The organism is Amycolatopsis sp. NPDC057786 (assembly GCF_042797905.1).
Classification (GTDB): Bacteria; Actinomycetota; Actinomycetes; order Mycobacteriales; family Pseudonocardiaceae; genus Amycolatopsis.
Genome location: NZ_JBHVKW010000016.1, coordinates 85,861 through 104,429, shown reverse-complemented (window position 1 = coordinate 104,429; position 18,569 = coordinate 85,861). Strand labels below are relative to the sequence as shown.

17 protein-coding genes are annotated in these 18,569 nt (G+C 69.4%); 11 read left to right on the top strand and 6 right to left on the bottom strand.

The window, feature by feature from the left end:
* The first annotated feature begins 142 nt into the window (after nt 1-142).
* Nucleotides 143-745, top strand: a complete 603-nt coding sequence (locus ACFVM3_RS12720; protein ID WP_378438197.1) for a hypothetical protein — start codon at nt 143-145, stop codon at nt 743-745.
* A 12-nt stretch (nt 746-757) separates the two neighbouring features.
* Here ACFVM3_RS12720 and ACFVM3_RS12715 read toward each other — a convergent pair whose 3' ends face one another.
* Entirely contained in the window at nt 758-1,027 is a 270-nt protein-coding gene (locus ACFVM3_RS12715) for a DUF2631 domain-containing protein (RefSeq protein ID WP_126736056.1), read from the bottom strand.
* A gap of 95 nt (nt 1,028-1,122) precedes the next feature.
* On the opposite strand from ACFVM3_RS12715, the gene dxr reads away from it, so the two are divergent.
* From dxr to map, 6 genes are all read left to right on the top strand, one after another.
* A complete protein-coding gene (gene dxr / locus ACFVM3_RS12710) occupies nt 1,123-2,328 on the top strand; it encodes a 1-deoxy-D-xylulose-5-phosphate reductoisomerase (RefSeq protein ID WP_378438195.1) in 1,206 nt (401 codons plus the stop codon).
* A gap of 3 nt (nt 2,329-2,331) precedes the next feature.
* A complete protein-coding gene (locus ACFVM3_RS12705; RefSeq protein WP_378438193.1) occupies nt 2,332-3,573 on the top strand; it encodes a M50 family metallopeptidase in 1,242 nt (413 codons plus the stop codon).
* Between the two features lie 118 nt (nt 3,574-3,691).
* Nucleotides 3,692-4,843, top strand: coding sequence for a flavodoxin-dependent (E)-4-hydroxy-3-methylbut-2-enyl-diphosphate synthase (gene ispG, locus ACFVM3_RS12700; protein ID WP_378438191.1), 1,152 nt, complete (start codon nt 3,692-3,694; stop codon nt 4,841-4,843).
* A 154-nt stretch (nt 4,844-4,997) separates the two neighbouring features.
* Entirely contained in the window at nt 4,998-5,852 is an 855-nt protein-coding gene (locus ACFVM3_RS12695) for a GNAT family N-acetyltransferase (RefSeq protein WP_378438189.1), read from the top strand.
* A gap of 49 nt (nt 5,853-5,901) precedes the next feature.
* Complete coding sequence (locus ACFVM3_RS12690) at nt 5,902-7,707, top strand: penicillin-binding transpeptidase domain-containing protein (RefSeq protein ID WP_378438187.1); 1,806 nt, start codon at nt 5,902-5,904, stop codon at nt 7,705-7,707.
* Nucleotides 7,708-7,730: 23 nt separating this feature from the next.
* On the top strand, nt 7,731-8,588 hold the full coding sequence (gene map / locus ACFVM3_RS12685) for a type I methionyl aminopeptidase (RefSeq protein ID WP_378438185.1): 858 nt from the start codon (nt 7,731-7,733) through the stop codon (nt 8,586-8,588).
* 79 nt (nt 8,589-8,667) lie between these two features.
* Here the strand turns inward: map and ACFVM3_RS12680 are convergent, their stop codons facing one another.
* The gene (locus tag ACFVM3_RS12680; RefSeq protein WP_125673140.1) at nt 8,668-9,357 is read right to left on the bottom strand and encodes a FadR/GntR family transcriptional regulator; all 690 of its coding nucleotides are present in this window, start codon (nt 9,355-9,357) and stop codon (nt 8,668-8,670) included.
* Between the two features lie 48 nt (nt 9,358-9,405).
* Between ACFVM3_RS12680 and ACFVM3_RS12675 the strand changes: the two genes are divergently transcribed.
* Together ACFVM3_RS12675 and ACFVM3_RS12670 are read left to right on the top strand one after the other, a co-directional pair.
* Complete coding sequence (locus ACFVM3_RS12675; RefSeq protein WP_378438183.1) at nt 9,406-10,653, top strand: CynX/NimT family MFS transporter; 1,248 nt, start codon at nt 9,406-9,408, stop codon at nt 10,651-10,653.
* A gap of 90 nt (nt 10,654-10,743) precedes the next feature.
* Nucleotides 10,744-11,220, top strand: coding sequence for a hypothetical protein (locus tag ACFVM3_RS12670; RefSeq protein ID WP_378438182.1), 477 nt, complete (start codon nt 10,744-10,746; stop codon nt 11,218-11,220).
* Nucleotides 11,221-11,391: 171 nt separating this feature from the next.
* Here ACFVM3_RS12670 and ACFVM3_RS12665 read toward each other — a convergent pair whose 3' ends face one another.
* Nucleotides 11,392-12,786, bottom strand: coding sequence for a mycothione reductase (locus ACFVM3_RS12665; protein WP_378438180.1), 1,395 nt, complete (start codon nt 12,784-12,786; stop codon nt 11,392-11,394).
* A 249-nt stretch (nt 12,787-13,035) separates the two neighbouring features.
* On the opposite strand from ACFVM3_RS12665, the gene ACFVM3_RS12660 reads away from it, so the two are divergent.
* Nucleotides 13,036-13,869 carry a S1 family peptidase gene (locus tag ACFVM3_RS12660; RefSeq protein WP_378438178.1) on the top strand — a complete coding sequence of 278 codons (834 nt, stop codon included), beginning with the start codon at nt 13,036-13,038 and terminating at the stop codon, nt 13,867-13,869.
* A gap of 33 nt (nt 13,870-13,902) precedes the next feature.
* The gene (locus ACFVM3_RS12655) at nt 13,903-14,385 is read left to right on the top strand and encodes a GNAT family N-acetyltransferase (protein WP_378438177.1); all 483 of its coding nucleotides are present in this window, start codon (nt 13,903-13,905) and stop codon (nt 14,383-14,385) included.
* Here ACFVM3_RS12655 and ACFVM3_RS12650 read toward each other — a convergent pair.
* The 3 genes from ACFVM3_RS12650 to ACFVM3_RS12640 form a co-directional block, all read right to left on the bottom strand.
* On the bottom strand, nt 14,351-15,538 hold the full coding sequence (locus ACFVM3_RS12650) for an 8-amino-7-oxononanoate synthase (protein ID WP_378438175.1): 1,188 nt from the start codon (nt 15,536-15,538) through the stop codon (nt 14,351-14,353). The genes ACFVM3_RS12655 and ACFVM3_RS12650 overlap by 35 nt on opposite strands.
* Before the next feature lie 142 nt (nt 15,539-15,680).
* Complete coding sequence (locus ACFVM3_RS12645; protein WP_378438174.1) at nt 15,681-17,180, bottom strand: DEAD/DEAH box helicase; 1,500 nt, start codon at nt 17,178-17,180, stop codon at nt 15,681-15,683.
* A 367-nt stretch (nt 17,181-17,547) separates the two neighbouring features.
* Nucleotides 17,548-18,489, bottom strand: a complete 942-nt coding sequence (locus ACFVM3_RS12640) for a serine protein kinase RIO (RefSeq protein WP_378438172.1) — start codon at nt 18,487-18,489, stop codon at nt 17,548-17,550.
* Nucleotides 18,490-18,569: the final 80 nt, after the last annotated feature.

The window sequence follows — 18,569 nt, the reverse complement described above, 5'->3', positions numbered from 1 at the left end:
CCTTCCTTGCGCCAGGCGCAAGGAAGGGGGCCTTCATGTACATCGGCCGGGTGAGGGGTGGCGGTGAGTGATCGGTCCAGGTGGTCGTGAGTGGCGATTCGGGTTAGAACACGAACCGCCACTCAAGATCACCTGGAGCCCCATGTTCACCGCCGCGTACCTCGCCTTCTCCCTCGTCCTCCTCCCGCCCACCGAGATCCGGCCCGACCAGGTCGAACACGTCGCGCTGCCCTGTGTCCAGACGGGCGCGTCGACCGACGACGGAGACGCCGCCAAAAGCCTCAACCAGCAACTCGCCACCAAGATGCGCGGCTACATGAACCCGTACAACACCTCGTGCGCCAGAGTGATCGTCGAGACCGTCCAGAGACAGGGGCTCAACGATCGCGCGGCGGCCATCGCGATCGCCACGGTGATCGTCGAGTCGAGTATCGCCAACCTCGACGGCGGCCTCGGTGACTCGGTCGGGCTCTTCCAGCAGCGCGCGAGCTGGGGGAGTTTCGAGCAGCGGACCGACCCGGTCTGGGCGACCGGCAGGTTCCTCGCCGTGATGCGGCAGTTCTACCCGAACGACTCCTGGAACAACGTCGCCATCGGGGACGTCGCCGCGGCGGTCCAGCGGCCGGCGGCGAAGTACCGGCACCGCTACGGGGTCGAGGCGGGCGACGCGGTCAAGATCGTCAACGAGCTGTGGGCCCAGAACGGCGAATGGCCCCCGTCCTCGAAGGAGAGCGGGGGCCGATGAGCCGTGAAGAAGCTACTTGCGCCAGGCCGTGCGCTGCTTGCGGATGTCCAGCACGAGGCCGAACACGAGCAGCAGGGACAGGCCGATCAGCCACAGGTTCTCGGTCCAGCCGTGGTGGTTGCCGTACAGCATCACCAGCAGGATGATCGCGGTCAGCCAGCCCGCGATCCGCGTCGCCTTCGGGAAGGAACCGTGCCAGCCCCACTCGGCCGACGGCTCGTCGCGGGGGTCAACGGTGTCGACGCCCACCCGGCCGCGCTTTTCGACCGCCTTGCTCGCCACGATCAACTCCTCAAAACCCGATGGTTCGCTTGCCCGCGAATGATCCCACACCTGGCTGCACGCGCCCGACGGGCCCCAAGCGACAATGAGCCCCGATGACTACCTCGCGAAGTGTGCTCGTGCTCGGTTCGACCGGATCGGTCGGCGCCCAGGCCCTCGACGTCGCGGCCCGTAACCCGGAGCTGTTCCGGGTCGCCGGGATCGCCGCGGGCGGCTCCGACCCCGCCGCGCTGGCCGCGCAGGCCCTGGCGCACCAGGTCGACGCCGTGGCGATCAGCAGGCCGACGGCCGTGGAAGACCTGCAGCTCGCGCTGTACGCCGAGGCGCAGAAGCGCGGCTACAATCGCGGCGACTTCAAGCTCCCGCGCATCTTCGCCGGGGCCGACGCGGTCGTCGAGATGATCGACGCCACCCCGGTCGACGTCGTGCTCAACGCGCTCCCCGGGTCTCAGGGCCTCCCGCCGACCCTGCACGCGCTCGCCACCGGCGCCACGCTCGCGCTGGCCAACAAGGAGTCGCTGATCGCGGGCGGCCCTCTGGTCCTGGCCGCGGCCAAGCCCGGCCAGCTGGTGCCCGTCGACTCCGAGCACTCCGCGATCGCGCAGGCCCTGCGCGCCGGCCGTGAGTCCGAGGTCGCCCGGCTGGTGCTCACCGCCTCGGGTGGCCCCTTCCGCGGGCGCAAGCGCGAGGAGCTGGCGGACGTCACGGTCGACCAGGCGATGGCGCATCCCACCTGGTCGATGGGCCCGCTCATCACGATCAACTCGTCCACCTTGGTCAACAAGGGGCTGGAGCTGATCGAGGCGAAGCTCCTGTTCGACATCGAGACCGACCGCATCGACGTGGTCGTCCACCCGCAATCGATCATCCACTCGATGGTGACCTTCGTCGACGGCTCGACGATCGCCCAGGCCAGCCCGCCCGACATGCGGCTGCCGATCGCGCTGGCCCTGCACTGGCCGGACCGCGTCCCCGGCGCCGCGGCCGCGTGCGTCTGGGACAAGCCCGCGAGCTGGACCTTCGAGCCGCTGGACAACGAGGCGTTCCCCGCCGTCGAGCTGGCGAGGCACGCCGGGACGGTCGGGGGCTGCATCCCGGCGGTGTACAACGCGGCGAACGAGGAACTGGTGGCCGCTTTCCTGGCACAGAACACCGGCTTCACCTCGATTGTGGACACTATTGCCCAGGTGGTGGAAGCCGCCGACGAATGGCGTCGCGAACCTCGCGACGTGGATGACGTACTTGCTGCCGAGCGCTGGGCTCGCGCGCGTGCCGGTGCGCTGATCGGTAAGGGGAAGTAGCGCGTGGTCTTCATTCTCGGGATCGTGCTGTTCGCGCTGGGCATCTGCCTGTCCGTCGCGCTGCACGAGGCCGGCCACATGTGGGCGGCCAAGGCCTTCGGCATGAAGGTCCGGCGCTACTTCATCGGCTTCGGGCCGACGATCTTCTCCTTCCGGCGCGGTGAGACCGAATACGGCATGAAGTGGATCCCGCTCGGCGGGTTCTGCGACATCGCGGGCATGACCGCGCTCGACGAGGTGACCCCGGAAGAGTCGAAGCGCGCGATGTGGCGCTTCAAGACCTGGAAGCGCACCGTCGTCATGTCGGCGGGTTCGGCGATGCACTTCATCCTCGGGTTCGTCATTCTCTACTTGATGGCGGTCACCATGGGCCTGCCGAACCCGGCCGCGCAGGCCGCTCCCACCGAAGCCGTGATCAGCGCCACGTCGTGCGCCCGCGCGGCCACCACCGTGGAACAGCTGAACGACACGGCCTGCCCGCCCGGCGCCCCGACCCCCGCGAAGACCGCCGGGCTCCAGTCGGGCGACAAGGTCGTCTCCGTCGCGGGCAAGCCGATCAAGACCTGGCGCGAGATGCTGGCCGCCGTCCAGGTCGCCAGTGGCCCGACGCCCTTCGTGATCGAACGGAACGGGCAGCGGCTGAACCTGACCGTCGACGTGCCGCGCGTGCAGAGGCTGGTCGCCGACGGTTCCAACAACACCACGGTCAAGGACGTCGGCATGATCGGCGCCTCGCCGATCCAGAACACCGCGCCGCCGATGCTGACCTACGGCCCGGTCGACGCGGTCGGGGCGACGGTCAGCTTCACCGGCACGATGTTCTCCGAGACCGCCAAACGGCTGATCGAGTTCCCGTCGCGGATCCCCGCGGTGGTGGATTCGATCTTCGGCGGCGAGCGTGACCCGAACACCCCGGTCAGTGTGGTCGGCGCCAGCCGGATCGGTGGCGAGGCCGCCGAGCGCGGTCTGTGGGAGATCTTCGTGCTCCTGCTGGCGAGCCTGAACTTCTTCATCGGTGTGTTCAACCTGCTGCCGCTGCTCCCGCTCGACGGCGGGCATATCGCGGTCGTCTGGTACGAGCGCGTGCGGGACTGGTTCCGGAAACTGCGCGGCAAGGCGGCGGGTGGTCCGGTCGACTACACGAAGCTGTCCGCGGTCACGATGGTGCTCGTCCTCATCGGCGGCGCGGTGACCCTCCTCACCGTCACCGCCGACATCGTGAACCCGGTCAAGCTGTTCCAGTGACGCGGGAGGACGGCGGAAGAGCGCGCTGTCAGCATCGTTGCGCTGCCCAGGTAATGCTGCTCACCGTGACGGCTGACGTCGTGGATGTCCGCCGATCGGGGTAGGTACGCTTGAGGGCGTGACTGTCGCTCTTGGTATGCCAGCGCTTCCTCCTCCCGTCCTCTCCGAGCGTCGCAAGACCCGACAGCTGCAGGTCGGGCCGGTCGGCGTCGGCAGCGAGCACCCGATCTCGGTGCAGTCGATGACCACCACGCTCACCTCCGACGTCAACGCGACCCTGCAGCAGATCGCCGAGCTGACCGCTGCGGGCTGTGACATCGTCCGCGTCGCGTGCCCGTCGGCGGATGACGCCGAGGCGCTGCCCGCGATCGCGAAGAAGTCGCAGATCCCGGTGATCGCCGACATCCACTTCCAGCCGAAGTACGTCTTCGCCGCGATCGAGGCGGGCTGCGCGGCGGTCCGGGTGAATCCGGGCAACATCCGCAAGTTCGACGACCAGGTCAAGGAGATCGCGCGGGCAGCGAAGGATCACGGCACCCCGATCCGGATCGGCGTCAACGCGGGTTCGCTGGACAAGCGGATCATGGACAAGTACGGCAAGGCCACCCCGGAGGCGCTGGCCGAGTCGGCGTTGTGGGAGGCGTCGCTGTTCGCCGAGCACGACTTCCACGACGTCAAGATCTCCGTGAAGCACAACGACCCGGTGGTCATGGTGCGCGCGTACGAGATCCTCGCCGAACAGTGCGACTACCCGCTGCACCTCGGCGTCACCGAGGCGGGCCCGGCGTTCCAGGGCACCATCAAGTCGGCCGTGGCCTTCGGCGCGCTGCTGCGCCAGGGCATCGGCGACACCATCCGCGTCTCGCTGTCCGCGCCGCCGGTGGAAGAGGTCAAGGTCGGGATCCAGATCCTGCAGTCGCTGAACCTCAAGGAGCGCAAGCTCGAGATCGTCTCCTGCCCCTCGTGCGGCCGCGCGCAGGTCGACGTCTACACGCTCGCCGAGCAGGTCACCGCCGGGCTGGAGGGCATGGAGGTCCCGCTGCGCGTCGCGGTCATGGGCTGCGTCGTCAACGGGCCCGGCGAAGCGCGCGAGGCCGATCTCGGTGTTGCTTCGGGTAACGGCAAGGGCCAGATCTTCGTGAAGGGCGAGGTCATCAAGACCGTGCCCGAGCACGCGATCGTCGAGACGCTGATCGAAGAGGCGATGCGGATCGCCGAGGAGTCGGGCCAGACGATCGGCGAGGGGGAGCCCACCGTCACCGTCAGCTGACTGGTCGAGACCACGCAATGAAAGGTCCTTTCCTCGCAAAATTTGCGAGGAAAGGACCTTTCATTGCACTTGGTGGCCCCGACCTGCCGAAGTTCTCTCAGCGTGTCGTGAAGCTTGCGTTCCGTTTACGCCGCCGATCTGGCACCCTGGAGTGGTGTTGCGGCTTGCAGGTGCACGGCTGCTCGATGATCGGGACTATCCCGCGGTCCGTGCCGCGCTCGCCACAGACCCGGTCGGCAGCTGCATGGTGAGTGCCAGGGTGGAGACGGCGGGTCTCGACCCCTGGCGGCTCGGTGGTGAGCTCTGGGCCGCGGATTCCCGCCCCGTACGCGCGGGCAGACTCCAAGGCTTGTGCTTCTCCGGGCCGAACTTGATCCCCTTGCGCGGCAACGCCTCCGCTTTGCGTTCCTTCGCCGATCGCGCCCTCCGGCGTCAGCGCACCTGTTCGTCACTGGTCGGCCCTGCCCCGCAGGTGCTGGGGCTCTGGGACGAACTGGAGCCGGAATGGGGCCCCGCCCGCGAAGTCCGGCACGACCAGCCGCTACTGGCGCTCGACGGGATCCCGTCCGTCGCCGCCGATCCGCTGGTCCGCGCGGTACGCCCGGAGGAACTCGACCGGTATCTCCCTGCCGCGATCGCCATGTTCATCGAAGAGGTCGGCGTCGATCCGCGCAACGGTGACGGTGGCGCCGGGTATCGCGCCCGCGTCGCGGAGCTGATCGCCGGCGGCCGGGCGTTCGCGCGGTTCGAGGACGGCGAGGTCGTCTTCAAGGCCGAAATCGGCGCGATGTCCTCGACGGTCGGCCAGATCCAGGGCGTCTGGGTGCATCCCGAACGCCGCGGCGGCGGGGTCGGCACGGCCGGGACGGCGTCCGTGGTGACCAGGCTCGTCCGCGGGATGGGCCGCACGGCGAGCCTCTATGTCAACGCCTACAACGGCCCGGCGCTCGCCGCCTATCGCAAGATCGGCTTCCAGCAGGTCGGGCAGTACGCGACGGTTCTCTTCTAGGCCGTGTCGCGTCCGGCCGCATCGGGCCGGGGCTGGCAGGATTCGAAGCATGCCAGCAGGTCGTCGTATCGCCGTCGTCGTGCTCGCGGGGGTGGTGGGTCTCTCGGCCGCCGGGTGCGGCCTCTTCGCCGATTCGGGTCCCGAGGACGCCATCTCGGGCTTCCTCGGCGGGCTCTCCTCCGGTGACGTCGCCGCCGCGGCCTCCTTCACCGATTCGCCGGAGGCCGCGCGCGCGTCGCTGGACATGGCTCGGAAAGCGCTTTCGCCCGAGTCGATCGCCGTCGTGGACAAGCAGGTCCGGCATTCGTCCGGGGCGGACAACGGGACGGCGACCTATCAGCTCACCTGGAAGCTGCCGCGCGGCCGGACCTGGACGTACAAGGCCGACGCGCAGGTCCATTCCACGCAGGACGGCTGGAAGGTGCGCTGGTTGCCGACGGCGCTCCATCCGCAGCTGGCCGCGCAGCAGAGCATCGCGCTGAAGGCCGATCCGCCGGATCTGGCGCCGGTGCTGGACCGCGACGGGATGCCGTTGCTGCGCCCGCAGACGGTCGTCAGCGTGGTGCTCGACCCGGCGAAGGCGGGCGATCTGATGGCCGTCACCGACAAACTCGGCGCGGCGCTCAACCGGTTCGAGCCGTCGGTGACCGGCCAGTCGATCCGCGACGGGGTGAAGACGCTCAAACCCGGCTCCGGCTACCCGGTGGTTAGCCTGCGGGCGAACAGCTACCAAGAGGTGAAGCCCGAGATCTACGACCTGCCCGGCGTCCGGTTCAGCCAGCAGGAAAGGCTGCTGCCCGACGACAAGAACTTCGGCAAGCAGGTGCTGCCCGCGGTCCGGACGCTCGTCGAGGACCAGGTGGAGGGGTCGGCGGGCTGGCGCGTCGTCACGCTCGACACGGGCGGTGGCGAGATCATCGACCTGCATTCCGAGAATCCCAAGCCCGCGCCCGCGGTCGTCAGCACGCTCAGCGTGAAGGCGCAGGGTTCTGCGGAGCGGGCGCTCGCCCCTGTCCCGACGGCCTCCGCGCTGGTCGCGATCCAGCCGTCGACCGGCGAACTGCTGGCGGTGGCGCAGAACGCCCCGGCCGACTCGCAGGGCGCGATCTCGCTCACCGGCCGGTTCCCGCCGGGCTCCACGTTCAAGATGGCCACCGCCGTCGCCGGGCTGACCGCGGGTTCGGTGCGGGCGGACAGCCCCGTCGACTGCCCCGGTACGGCCACGTTCGAAAACCGGACGGTGCCGAACGAGGGCAAGTTCGCGCTCGGTGTCGTCCCGCTGTCCACGGCGTTCGCCAAATCCTGCAACACGACGTTCGCGAAACTCGCGACCGATCTGCCGCCCGCCGCGCTGACCGACGCCGCGCGCGACCTCGGCGTCGGCGCCGACTTCGTGATCCCGGGCCTGACCACGATCACCGGTTCGGTCCCGCCCGCGAACACCGTCGCGCAGCGCGCGGAGAACGGGTTCGGGCAGGGGACCGTCGTGACGAGCCCGTTCGGGCTGGCGGTCGCCACCGCGACGGTCCAGTCCGGGAAGGTCCCGGTGCCGACGCTGGTGCGGGGGATGGCCACGACGTCGTCCGGGCTCGGCAAACCGATCAAGCCGGAGGTGCTCGACGCGCTGCGCGGGATGATGCGCGAGGTCGTCACCGACGGTACGGCGACGCTGCTCAAACCCTTGGCGGACGTCCGGGGCAAGACCGGGACGGCCCAGTTCGGCGACGGCACGCGTTCGCACGGCTGGTTCGTCGGCTACACCGGCGACCTGGCGTTCGCGGTGCTGACGACCGACGCGGGAACGTCCAGGCCCGCGGTCGAGGCCGCCCAGCGCTTCCTGACGGGGCTCGGCTAGCGGTCAGGTCGTAGGCTGGGCGCATGTCCGTTCGCTCCCCCTTGAAGCCCGGCGTCCAGACGCCGAGGCGAGTCGTCCCCGCCAGCATCGCCCGTCCCGAGTACGTCGACCGGCCGGCGCCGAAACGCGACACGGGCAACGGGGTCCGCACGCCAGAGGTCATCGAGGCGATGCGGGTCGCGGGCCGGATCGCGGCGCAGGCGCTCGAGGAGGGCGGCAAGGCCGTCAAACCCGGTGCGACCACCGACGACATCGACAAGGTGATCCACGAGTTCCTGCTGGACAACCACGCGTACCCGTCGACGCTCGGCTACCGCGCGTTCCCGAAGTCGTGCTGCACCTCGCTGAACGAGGTGATCTGCCACGGCATCCCGGACTCGACGGTGATCGAGGACGGCGACATCTGCAACATCGACGTCACCGCGTTCATCGGCGGCGTCCACGGCGACACCAACGCGACGTTCCTGGCGGGTGACGTCTCCGAGGAGGCGCGGCTGCTGGTCGAGCGTACGCGTGAGGCGACCATGCGCGCGATCAAGGCCGTCCGCCCCGGCAGGCAGCTCAACGTGATCGGCCGTGTCATCGAGGCGTACGCGAAGCGGTTCGGTTACGGCGTCGTGCGTGACTTCACCGGCCACGGTGTCGGCCCGGCGTTCCACACCGCGCCGACCGTCCTGCACTACGAGGAGCCGTCCGTCGACACGGTGATCGAGCAGGGTATGACCTTCACGATCGAGCCGATGATCACGCTCGGCACCATCGAGTACGACATCTGGGCCGACGACTGGACCGTCACCACCAAGGACAAGAAGTGGACGGCGCAGTTCGAGCACACCCTCGTGGTGACCGAGGACGGCGCCGAAATCCTCACCCTGCCCTGACGTGGGCTGAAAGGGCCCTTCACCGCATGTGATGCGGTGAAGGGCCCTTTCGCTGCGTCTAATGCGGGGAAAGTCCCCTTCAGCTCTCGTCCTGCTCCACACGGGCCAGGAGCTCGTCCAGGAAACCGCACGCCTCGGTGGCGGCCCGGTCGGCATCGCGATCGGCGATGGCCTCGGCGAGGCCTTCATGCCCTATCTCCGGCAGGTACTCGCGCCCCGGCGTCACGTTCGACGTGGCGGCCACGCTGGCCGTGATCACCTCGGTGAGCCCGCGGTACATCTCGGTCAGCAGCGTGTTGTGTCCACTTTGGACGACGGCGAAGTGGAATTCCGCGTCGAGGCGGGCGAAATCCTCCCAATGGCCCTCGCGCAGCTCGGCGTTGCGGCGGTCGAGCAAAGCCTTCAGCTCGGCGACCTCCTCGTCGGTCCGCGACGCGGCCGCGAGCCGGGCGCCTTCGACCTCGAGGATGCGCCGCACCTGCAGCACCTCGCGCAGTTCCGAACCGCACAACCGCCGGATGGCGCCCGAGACCTCGCTCGTCGCCCGCACGTAGGTCCCGTCGCCCTGCCGGACCTCGAGCAGCCCCGTGTGCGCGAGCGCGCGCACGGCCTCGCGGACGGTGTTGCGCCCGACGCCGAGCTGCCCTGCCAGCTCCGGTTCGGTCGGAATCCGCTGACCGATGGGCCATTCTCCCTGCGTGACGGCGTCACGCAGCTGCTCGATGACCTGATCGACCAGGCCGGCACGGCGCGTGGTGGCCAATGGCACAGCGTTGTCCCTTCATCCAATCATCCTATGTATGTGATACTAGCCGACGTGCGTGTCGACTCCCGAGAATCCGTTGCCCCGTTCGACGAAAGCCTCGAACTCGAAGGCTCCATCGAAACGGAGTGGCGGCCGGGAGTGATCACCGGCGGCGTGCTGCTCGGTGTCGCGGTGATCCTGGTGGCGCTCAATCTGCGCCCGGCCATCACCAGTGTCGGCCCGATCCTCGGCGAGATGCGCGACGACCTCGGCGCCACGGCGACCTGGGCAGGCGTGCTCACCACGCTCCCCGGGCTCTGTTTCGCCGCCGCCGGTCTCGCCGCGCCCCTGCTGGCCCGCCGGTTCGGCATCGGCGCGGCCATCGCTTCCGCGCTTTCGGTGCTGGCCGTCGGCCTGGTGCTGCGCGTGCTCGACGGACCGTACGTCGTGCTCGGGGGAACCCTGGTGGCCACGGCGGGCATCGCACTGGCGAACGTACTGATCCCAGTCGTCATCAAGGACTCCTTCCCGGCACGTGTCGGCATGATGACCGGCGTGTACACCGCCGCTCTGCAGGGCGGGGGCGCCCTGGGGTCCGCGCTCACCCCTCCCTTGGAGAACGCGTTCGGCGGCTGGCGCCAAGGTCTCGGCGCCTGGTCGGTACTGGCGGTGCTCGCACTCCTCGTCTGGATTCTCGCAGCCCGCGGTGCGGGGCGTGCGCCCGTTGCCGAGGCAGGCAAGCAGGGTAGCGGGCGATCGCTCCTGCGTAGCCCCCTTGCGTGGATGGTCACGCTTTTCTTCGGAACTCAGGCCTTTTTGGCCTACGTCGTGATGGGCTGGCTGCCGGAGGTGATGATCGACGCGGGGGTGAGCAAGGGTGATTCCGGGCTGCTGCTCGGCTTGATCTCGCTCATCGCCGTCCCGATCAGTCTCGTGGTGGCGCCGATGGCCGCGCGGCACAAGAGCCAGAGCCCGTGGATCGTCGGGCTGGGTGTTCCCGGCTTCATCGGCATGGCAGGCATGATGATCGCTCCGGCCGCCTCGCCGCTGCTCTGGTGCATCCTCATCGGGCTCGGCATGAGCGTCTTCTCGCTGGCGCTGACGGTGATCGCGCTGCGGGCGCGTACCGGCGAGGACACCGCGCGGCTGTCGGGGATGGCGCAGGGTATCGGCTACTTGATGGCCGCCGTCGGGCCCTTCCTCTTCGGGCTGCTTCACGATCTCACCCACGGCTGGACCGTTCCCTGGATCATGATGCTCGCCGTCTTCGCCGCTCAGATGACCTTCGGTGCGTTGGCCGGCCGCCGCCGCTTCGTCTGAACGCGTTCAAAAAACATCTTGACCCAGCCGGGGGCGGAGCCATAGCCTGATCGAGTTGAACCTGTTCAAAACTCGGTCCTGGGGGTCGGCGTGGTGGAGGGACTGGCGTACGGGGCGGCACTGGCGTGTTTCGCCGCGGTGTGCGTCGCCGTGGCGCCGGAGCGGCCCGCGGCGGTGGCCTCACCGCACGAGTTCTACCGCGCCGTGGACCGGGTGTGCGTGCGGGTGTGGAGGGACGGCGGCGCGGATATCGAGCGCTACTGGCCGGATCCGAAGGGGGACGCCGCGACGGAGCTGCGCAAGTGGCAGCACTATGTCGCGACGCGGGTGGACGACGCCAAGGACGTCCTCAAGGGGGCGACGGGGGTCCGCGCGGTGCCAGGAGGGGCGGCATCCGCGCGGGAGGAGTTCTTGGCGGCGATCCGCCGGTACGTCGAGGCGGGCGAGCGGTTCTCGGGGGATGGGGCCCGCTCGGCCGTCTTGATGGGCGCCTCGGACGCCGAGAGGGACGCGGTGAGCGCGCTCGCGGCGCGGAACGGGGCCCGCGCCTGCGGCCGCGTCGTCTGAGAACGCATTAAGAGGACTAAATGCGGGGTAAGGCAAAGGGCGAGACGTGTCGCGAAAGCCACTTTCGCGGCATGTGATGTCCTGAAAGTGGCTTTCGCGACATGGCCACCGAGCGGCCACGAACGGTCTGCCGCCGTGGCCCGGCACGTTCTTCGGCAACCGCGGCAGGACTCAGTCCAGCGGCAGGTTCAGCAGCGCGTTCTCGACCAGTTCCGGCATCGCCGGGTGGATCCAGTACTGCCCGCGCGCCATGCTCTTCGCGTCCAGCCCGAAGCTCATCGCCTGGATCAGCGGCTGGATCACCGAAGACGCCTGCGGGCCGATGATGTGCGCGCCCAGCAACTGCCCGGTGGCCGGGTCGGCGAGCAGCTTCGCGAAGCCGGTGGTGTCCTCCATCGCCCAGCCGTAGGCGATGCCGGCGTAGTCCTGGTGCGACGTCACGTACGAGACGCCACGCTCGCGCGCCTCGCGTTCGGTCAGCCCGACCGACGCGACCTGCGGCGAGGTGAACACCGCGTGCGGGACGAACCGGTGGTCGGCCTCGATCCGCTCGTCCGGGTGCAGCAGGTTGTGCTGCACGACGCGCTGCTCGTGGTTGGCGACGTGCTTCAGCTCGAACACCGACGAGAGGTCACCGAGCGCGTAGATCCCGTCGACCACGGTCTGCTGGTACTCGTCGACCACGACGTGCCCGCGCTCACCCGTGGTCACACCGGTGGCGGCGACGTCGAGGAGGTCTGAGTTCGGCTTGCGGCCGGTGGCGACCAGGAGCACGTCGGCCTCGACGGTCTCGGCGCCTTCGGGGCCTTCGAGATCCAGCGCGATGCCCGACGCGGTCTTGCGCGCGCGGACGGTCTTCCGGTCGAGCCGGACGTCGAACCGCTGTGAGGCCAGTTCGGTGAACCGGGCGCTGACGTCGTCGTCCTCGGAGCGCAGCAGCGCGCCGGACCGGTTGACCACGGTCACGGTCACCCCGAACGAGGCGAAGACGTGCGCGAACTCGGCCGCGATGTACCCGCCGCCCAGGATCACGATGCTCGACGGCAGCTCGTCGAGCCGCATCACCGTGTCGGAGGTGTGGTAGCCGGTTTCGGCGAGACCGGGGACGTCCGGGATCACCGGGCGGCCGCCGGCGGCGAGTACGAACCTGTCGGCGGTGATCGTTTCCGCGGGGCGGCCGTCGGAGTAGGAGACCCGCAGCTCCTTGTGCCCGGTGAAGCGGCCTTCGCCCTCGTAAACGGTGACGTTCTTGTTGTCCTCGTGCTGGACGCGGTACTCGCGACCGCCGGCGGCGATCGGGTCGATCCGGCCGAAGACCCGGTCGCGCACGTCGCGCCAGCGGACCCCGGTCAGCTCCTCGTCGACGCCGAACTTCGAGGACGTCGCTGGCGTGGCCGCGACGTTGGCGGCGTGCACGAACATCTTCGTCGGGATGCAGCCCACGTTCAGGCAGGTTCCACCGAACGTGCCCTTCTCCACGATCGCCGTGTTCCAGTCCGCGAAGCGCGGGTCGAGGATCGAGTTACCCGATCCGGTACCGACGATGACCAGGTCGTAGTGGGGCACGCTGTCTTCCTTTGCGGCGGGGAGCGAGGTGGTTCCGACTCTAGCCAACTTGTCACGGCGAGCGGTTGTTCCCGGTCCGCACGAGGTCCCTGGGTGACAGCTGCGTTCGGTGAACACAGGTCCACCCGTTTCAGTGACACCACATCGGGCTTTCTCCGATTAGGGTATTCGCGATCGCTCGTGTACGCGCTGGAGTCGAATGACTTCCCAGGGTTTGACCGTACGTACGCCCCGGTGAAGGGACAGAACATGCCCAAGAAGTCACGACGCACGCTGCTGCTCGCGGTCGGAGCGGTACTCGCGACGGCCGTGATGGTGCCGGTCGCGGTCAACAGCGCGTCGGCGGACGACAGTGCGGTGGGCGGCCCGGAGCAGGCGGCCCAGCCGAGGATCGTGGGCGGCGGCAAGGCTTCGGTTTCGCAGCACCCGTACGCGGTCTATCTTGCCGATCGTGGAGGCAACCAGTACTGCGGCGCCGTGATCGTCAGTTCCACGACGGTCGCGACGGCGGCGCACTGCGCGGTCGCGGTCAAGCGCGCCGATGTCCGCGTGGTGGCGGGGCGGGACAACAAGCGCTCCCGGGACGGCATGGAACTGCGGGTTTCGCGGATCTGGGTCAGCCCCGACTACAGCGGCGATCCCGGCAAGGGTGACGACATCGCGGTGATGACGGTCAGCGGTCAGCTGCCGTACCGGCCCGCGAAGGTCGCGGACAGCGGCGACGCCGACCTGTACAGCGAAGGCACGAAGGCGACCGTTCTCGGCTGGGGCCGGGTCGCCGAGGGTGGCGCGCGGTCGGACTACCTGCGCAGCGCGGTCGTCCCGGTGGTCAGCGACAAGACCTGCCGCAGCGCGTACTCGGGCTACGACCCCAGCGACATGGTGTGTGCCGGTTACCCCGAAGGCGGCATCGACGCCTGCCAGGGCGATTCGGGCGGACCGCTCATGGTCGGCGACACGCTGATCGGGATCGTGTCGTTCGGCGAAGGCTGCGCGAAGGCGGGAAAACCCGGCGTTTACACCCGTGTCTCCCACTTCGCGGACGAGATCTCCCAGCAGAAGAACCGTGGCCTGATCGGCTGATCGGTGCTTTCTTCACGCCCGATGTGCTAACAAGTGGGCGTGACCACCGACACCCCGATCATCGAGACCTCGTCGTTCCCGCTGTCCGTCGCCGGTGACGAGATCACCGCCGCGCAGCTGCACGGCATCCTCCGTCTGCGCGTGGACGTGTTCGTCGTCGAGCAGGACTGCGCCTATCACGAGATCGACGGACGCGATCTCCTGCCCGGCACCCGGCACCTCTGGATCGGGGGTTCCGTCGCCGTCGACTCGTATCTGCGGGTACTGCAGGACGCCGGTGGCACCTTCCGCATCGGCAGGGTGTGCACGGCCGTCCGCTCACGCGGCAAGGGACTGGCGGGACGGCTGATGGAGACCGCGCTCGCGGGGATCGGGGACGCGCCGTGCGTCCTCGACGCGCAGACGTACGCGACGGATTTCTACGCCAAGTACGGCTTCGTGGTCGAGGGCGAGGAGTTCATGGAGGACGGGATCCCGCACATCACGATGTGGCGCCGGGAGGCGCCGCAGCCGTGATCACCCCGACCGCGCGGTCCACGTCGGCCTCGGTGAGGTCGGCCCGCGCGGTCAGGCGCAGACGGGAGATGCCGTCGGGCACGGACGGCGGGCGGAAACACCCGACCCGCACACCCTGATCGGCGCACGCGGCCGCCCAGGCGACGGCCGATTCCGGCGACGGCGCCTGCACCGAGATCACCGCCGCGTCCGGGAGACTGACCCGGAAACCCGCCGACTTCAGCTGCATCGCGAGGTTTCCGGCGGCTTCGGTCACCTTGGTGGCCAGCTCGGGCTCGGCCTTCAACGCGCTGAGCGCGGCCAGCGCGGCGGCGGCACTGGCGGGCGCGAGGCCGGTGTCGAAGATGAAACTGCGCGCGGTGTCCACGAGATGCTTGATCACCCGACGCGGTCCGAGCACCGCTCCGCCTTGCGCCCCAAGGGATTTCGAGAGCGTGATCGTGGTGACGACGTCCGGCGCGCCGGAGAGCCCCGCCGCGTGGACGGCGCCGCGGCCGCCCTCGCCGAGGACGCCGAGGCCGTGCGCGTCGTCGACGAGCAGTGAAGCGCCGTGCTCCCGGCAGACACCGGCGAGCTGCTCCAGCGGCGCGATGTCGCCGTCGACGGAGAACACGGAATCGGTGACGACGAGCGCGCGCGGCTTGCGGCGGGTCGCGAGCGCGTGTTTGAAGGCGCTCGGGTCGCTGTGCGCGACGGCGGCGATGTCCGAGCGGGACAGACGGCAGCCCTCGATCAGGGAGGCGTGGATGTACTTGTCCGTGACGATCGCGGAATCCGCACCGGACAACGCCGTGACGGCGCCGAGGTTGGCGGTGAAGCCGGACGAGAAGACCAGCGCGGCCTGGGTGCCGCAGAAGCGGGCGAGTTCGTGCTCGAGTTCGGCGTGGACCTCGGTGGTGCCGGAGACGAGCCGGGAACCGGTCGCCCCGGCGCCCCAGCGCAAAGCGGCCGCCGCGGCGGCACCGGCGACGCGCTTGTCCCTGGCGAGCCCGAGGTAGTCGTTACCCGCGAGATCCAGCTCCGGTTCCTGCGCCTGCCGGATGCGCAGCTTGCGCACCAACCCGGCCTCGGCCCGCTTCTCAGCCTCCACGTCGAGCCAGTCGAAGACCTGGTCGGGCGGGAGGTTCTGGGAAACGGGGCCGGAAGAAGTCACGTCCCGCAGTCTCCCATCCGCCGTTCGGCGCTGGGCGTGGTGGTCCCCACAGCGAACGCCATGAAAGGTCCTTTCCTTGCAAATTTTGCAAGGAAAGGACCTTTCATGGCACTAGCCGCCGGGTAAACCGGCTTCAGTTAGTTCAGCTGTCGTAGCTGCGACGCGGGCGACCGCCCGGACGCTGCGGACGGCCGTTGCCGCCACCCGACTCGCCGCGACGCGGGCGGCCGCGGAAGCCGCCGGGACGGCCGCCTTCGCGGTGACCGTGACCCTCGCGGGAACCCTGGTAGCCACCGCGGTCGCCACCGTAGCCGCGGCCGCCGCCGCGACGCGGGGACTCACGACGGCGCTCGACGACCGGCTCGCCGCTGGGCTGCTGCGCACCGGTGATGCGGATGAGTTCGGCGTCGCCAGGGCGGACCGTGGTCTGCTCGGCGCGGACACCGGCGCGGTCGGTCATCCGGCGCACCATGCGGCGCTGGTCGTGGGTGACCAGCGTGACCACGACACCGGACGCCCCGGCGCGCGCGGTGCGGCCGGCGCGGTGCAGGTAGTCCTTGTGGTCGGCGGCCGGGTCGACGTGCAGCACCAGCGAGATGTCGTCGACGTGGATACCGCGCGCGGCGACGTCCGTGGCGACGAGGACCGGGGCGAAGCCTTCCTTGAAGTCCGCGAGGACCCGGTTGCGCTGGCCCTGGGTCTTGCCGCCGTGCAGCGCGGCCGCGTGGACGCCCTTTTCGCGCAGGCGCTCGGTGAGGCGGTCCACGTGATGCTTGGTGCGGACGAACATGATCGTGCGGCCCTCGCGGGCGCCGATCTCGGTGATGACGTCCTGCTTGTCCTGGTGCGTCACCTGGAGCACGTGGTGATCCATGGTGGTGACACTGGCGGTCGACGGGGCGACCGAGTGCGTGACCGGGTTGGTCAGGTACGCGCGGACCAGGCGGTCGACGTCACCGTCGAGGGTGGCGGAGAACAGCAGGCGCTGGCCGTCACGCGGGGTCAGGTCGAGGATCTCGCGAACCTGCGGCATGAAGCCCATGTCGGCCATCTGGTCGGCTTCGTCGAGCGCGATGAAGGTGCAGTCCGACAGCGACGCGGTGCCCTGGCGGACGTGGTCCGACAGCCGGCCGGGGGTGGCGATCAGCAGGTCGACGCCGCGGGAAAGCGCGTCGGCCTGACGGGTGAAGGCCATGCCGCCGACGGCGGTGCGGCACCACAGGCCGAGCGACTTGGCCAGCGGGGTCAACGAGTCGGCGACCTGCATGGCCAGCTCGCGGGTCGGGACCAGGATCAGCGCGCGGGGGTGCTTCGGACGGGCGCGGCCGCCGTTGAGCCGGGTCAGCATCGCGAGGCCGAAGGCCAGGGTCTTGCCGGAACCGGTCTGGGCGCGGCCCAGCACGTCGCGGCCGGCGAGCGCGTCGGGGATCGTCGCCGACTGGATCGGGAACGGGGTGGTGATACCGGCGTCGGCCAGTGCCCGGAGCAGCGGCTCGGGAAGCCCGAGCTCCGCCCAGGTGGTGGCCTTGACACTCTCGACGGCGTCGTTGTGCAGCATCGAGTCACCCGCGGGGCGGGTGCGCGGCTTGCGGTGCTGCCGGGCCGACGGTGAAGTGTGGCCGGAGTTGAACGTGACTGTCACAAATGCCTCTCGGACGTGGCACGTCGCAAGGAGGCCCGGGCTGCCCGCACGCAGGCAAGGCAAGATGGTGTGCACAGATGGGCGTTCACAGGGACGAACCCGGCACACCGCGTCTGCGTGACACCGCGCGCCAATTGATTGATACGGATACCGCGAGCCATTCGGTTGGCTTTGGAGGCGACGGACACCAACTCATCCACGCCGCCGGTTGCGGTCTGTCACTACTGTACCGGACCGTTATCCGGCCACCCAACCCGAGGGACCGATTGTGGGCAGGGTCTCCACGACGGCTTCTCCCTGCGTGTCATGAAAGGGTCGTTCCTGACACGTCACGTCCTGAACGACCCTTTCATGACACTGTGGACGGTCACCGGAGGCCGGCGATCTCCTTCAGCTCCTCGATCAGCTCAGGGACCGCCGTGAGCCGCTCCGGCAGCCCCCGCGAGTGGAACCACGTCGCGATGTTCCGCACGTCCCGCGCGAGGAACTCCAGCCCGCCGGGATTGGCCACGATGTCGACCACCTGCGGCAGATCGATCACCATGATCCGCTCACGGTGGACGAGCAGGTTGTACGCCGAGAGGTCGCCGTGCGCGAGCCCCTGCGACGCCAGTAGTTCCAGCATCGCCGACGTCTGGAACCACAGCTCCCGCAACTGATCGGGCTCCGGCCGGACCTGTGCCAGCCGCGGCGCGGCCGTCTCGCCGTCGCCGAGGAATTCCAGCAACAGCTCGGTGCCGTCGCGCTGCACCGGGTACGGCACGGGCGCACCGACCGACCAAAGCCTGCTCAGCGCGCCGAATTCCGCCACGGCCCATTGTTCGGCGATGAGGTTGCGGCCGAAGCTGCTGCGCGATTCCATGGCCCGCATCTCCCGCGACCGCCGCATCCGCCTGCCTTCGAGGTAACCGGCGTCGCGGTGGAACAACCGGTGCTCGCCACTGCGATACCGCTTGGCGGCGAGCACGACACCCTCGGTGCCGGGCAGATTGCGCCGGACGAGGTGGACGTCCGCCTCCTTGCCGGTTTTGAGTACGCCGAGTTCGGTGTCCACCGCCGCGAGTTCGGTGATCACCCAGTCCGGGCGCGGCAGCGGCCCGTGCTCCGCCTCTCCCCACGTGCTCCAGCGGTCGGCGCCGTCGGGGATGGCGGTTTCGGTGTAGGCGTCCTCACGCAGCCGGGCGAGCCGGACGCGTTCGGCTTCGGTGAGCCGTCCGCCGCGGGCGGGTTCGGGCTCGTCGTCGAAACGGGCACGACGGGTGCGACGAGGACGTTGTTCGTAGGACTCTTCGAGATCGTGCTTGCGCACTGGTGGGTTTCTCCTGTTTCAGGGATGCCCCACCGGGCGAGCGTCGTGGCTCAGCCGCGAGGGGCGAGTGGATGGGGGCG

Excerpts from the sequence above, each read along its gene's own strand:
- ACFVM3_RS12690 (WP_378438187.1), top strand. The coding sequence starts at position 5,902 with ATGCCAGCAGGTCGTCGTATCGCCGTCGTCGTGCTCGCGGGGGTGGTG.
- dxr (WP_378438195.1), top strand. The coding sequence starts at position 1,123 with ATGACTACCTCGCGAAGTGTGCTCGTGCTCGGTTCGACCGGATCGGTC.
- ACFVM3_RS12720 (WP_378438197.1), top strand. The coding sequence starts at position 143 with ATGTTCACCGCCGCGTACCTCGCCTTCTCCCTCGTCCTCCTCCCGCCC.
- ACFVM3_RS12660 (WP_378438178.1), top strand. The coding sequence starts at position 13,036 with ATGCCCAAGAAGTCACGACGCACGCTGCTGCTCGCGGTCGGAGCGGTA.
- map (WP_378438185.1), top strand. The coding sequence starts at position 7,731 with ATGTCCGTTCGCTCCCCCTTGAAGCCCGGCGTCCAGACGCCGAGGCGA.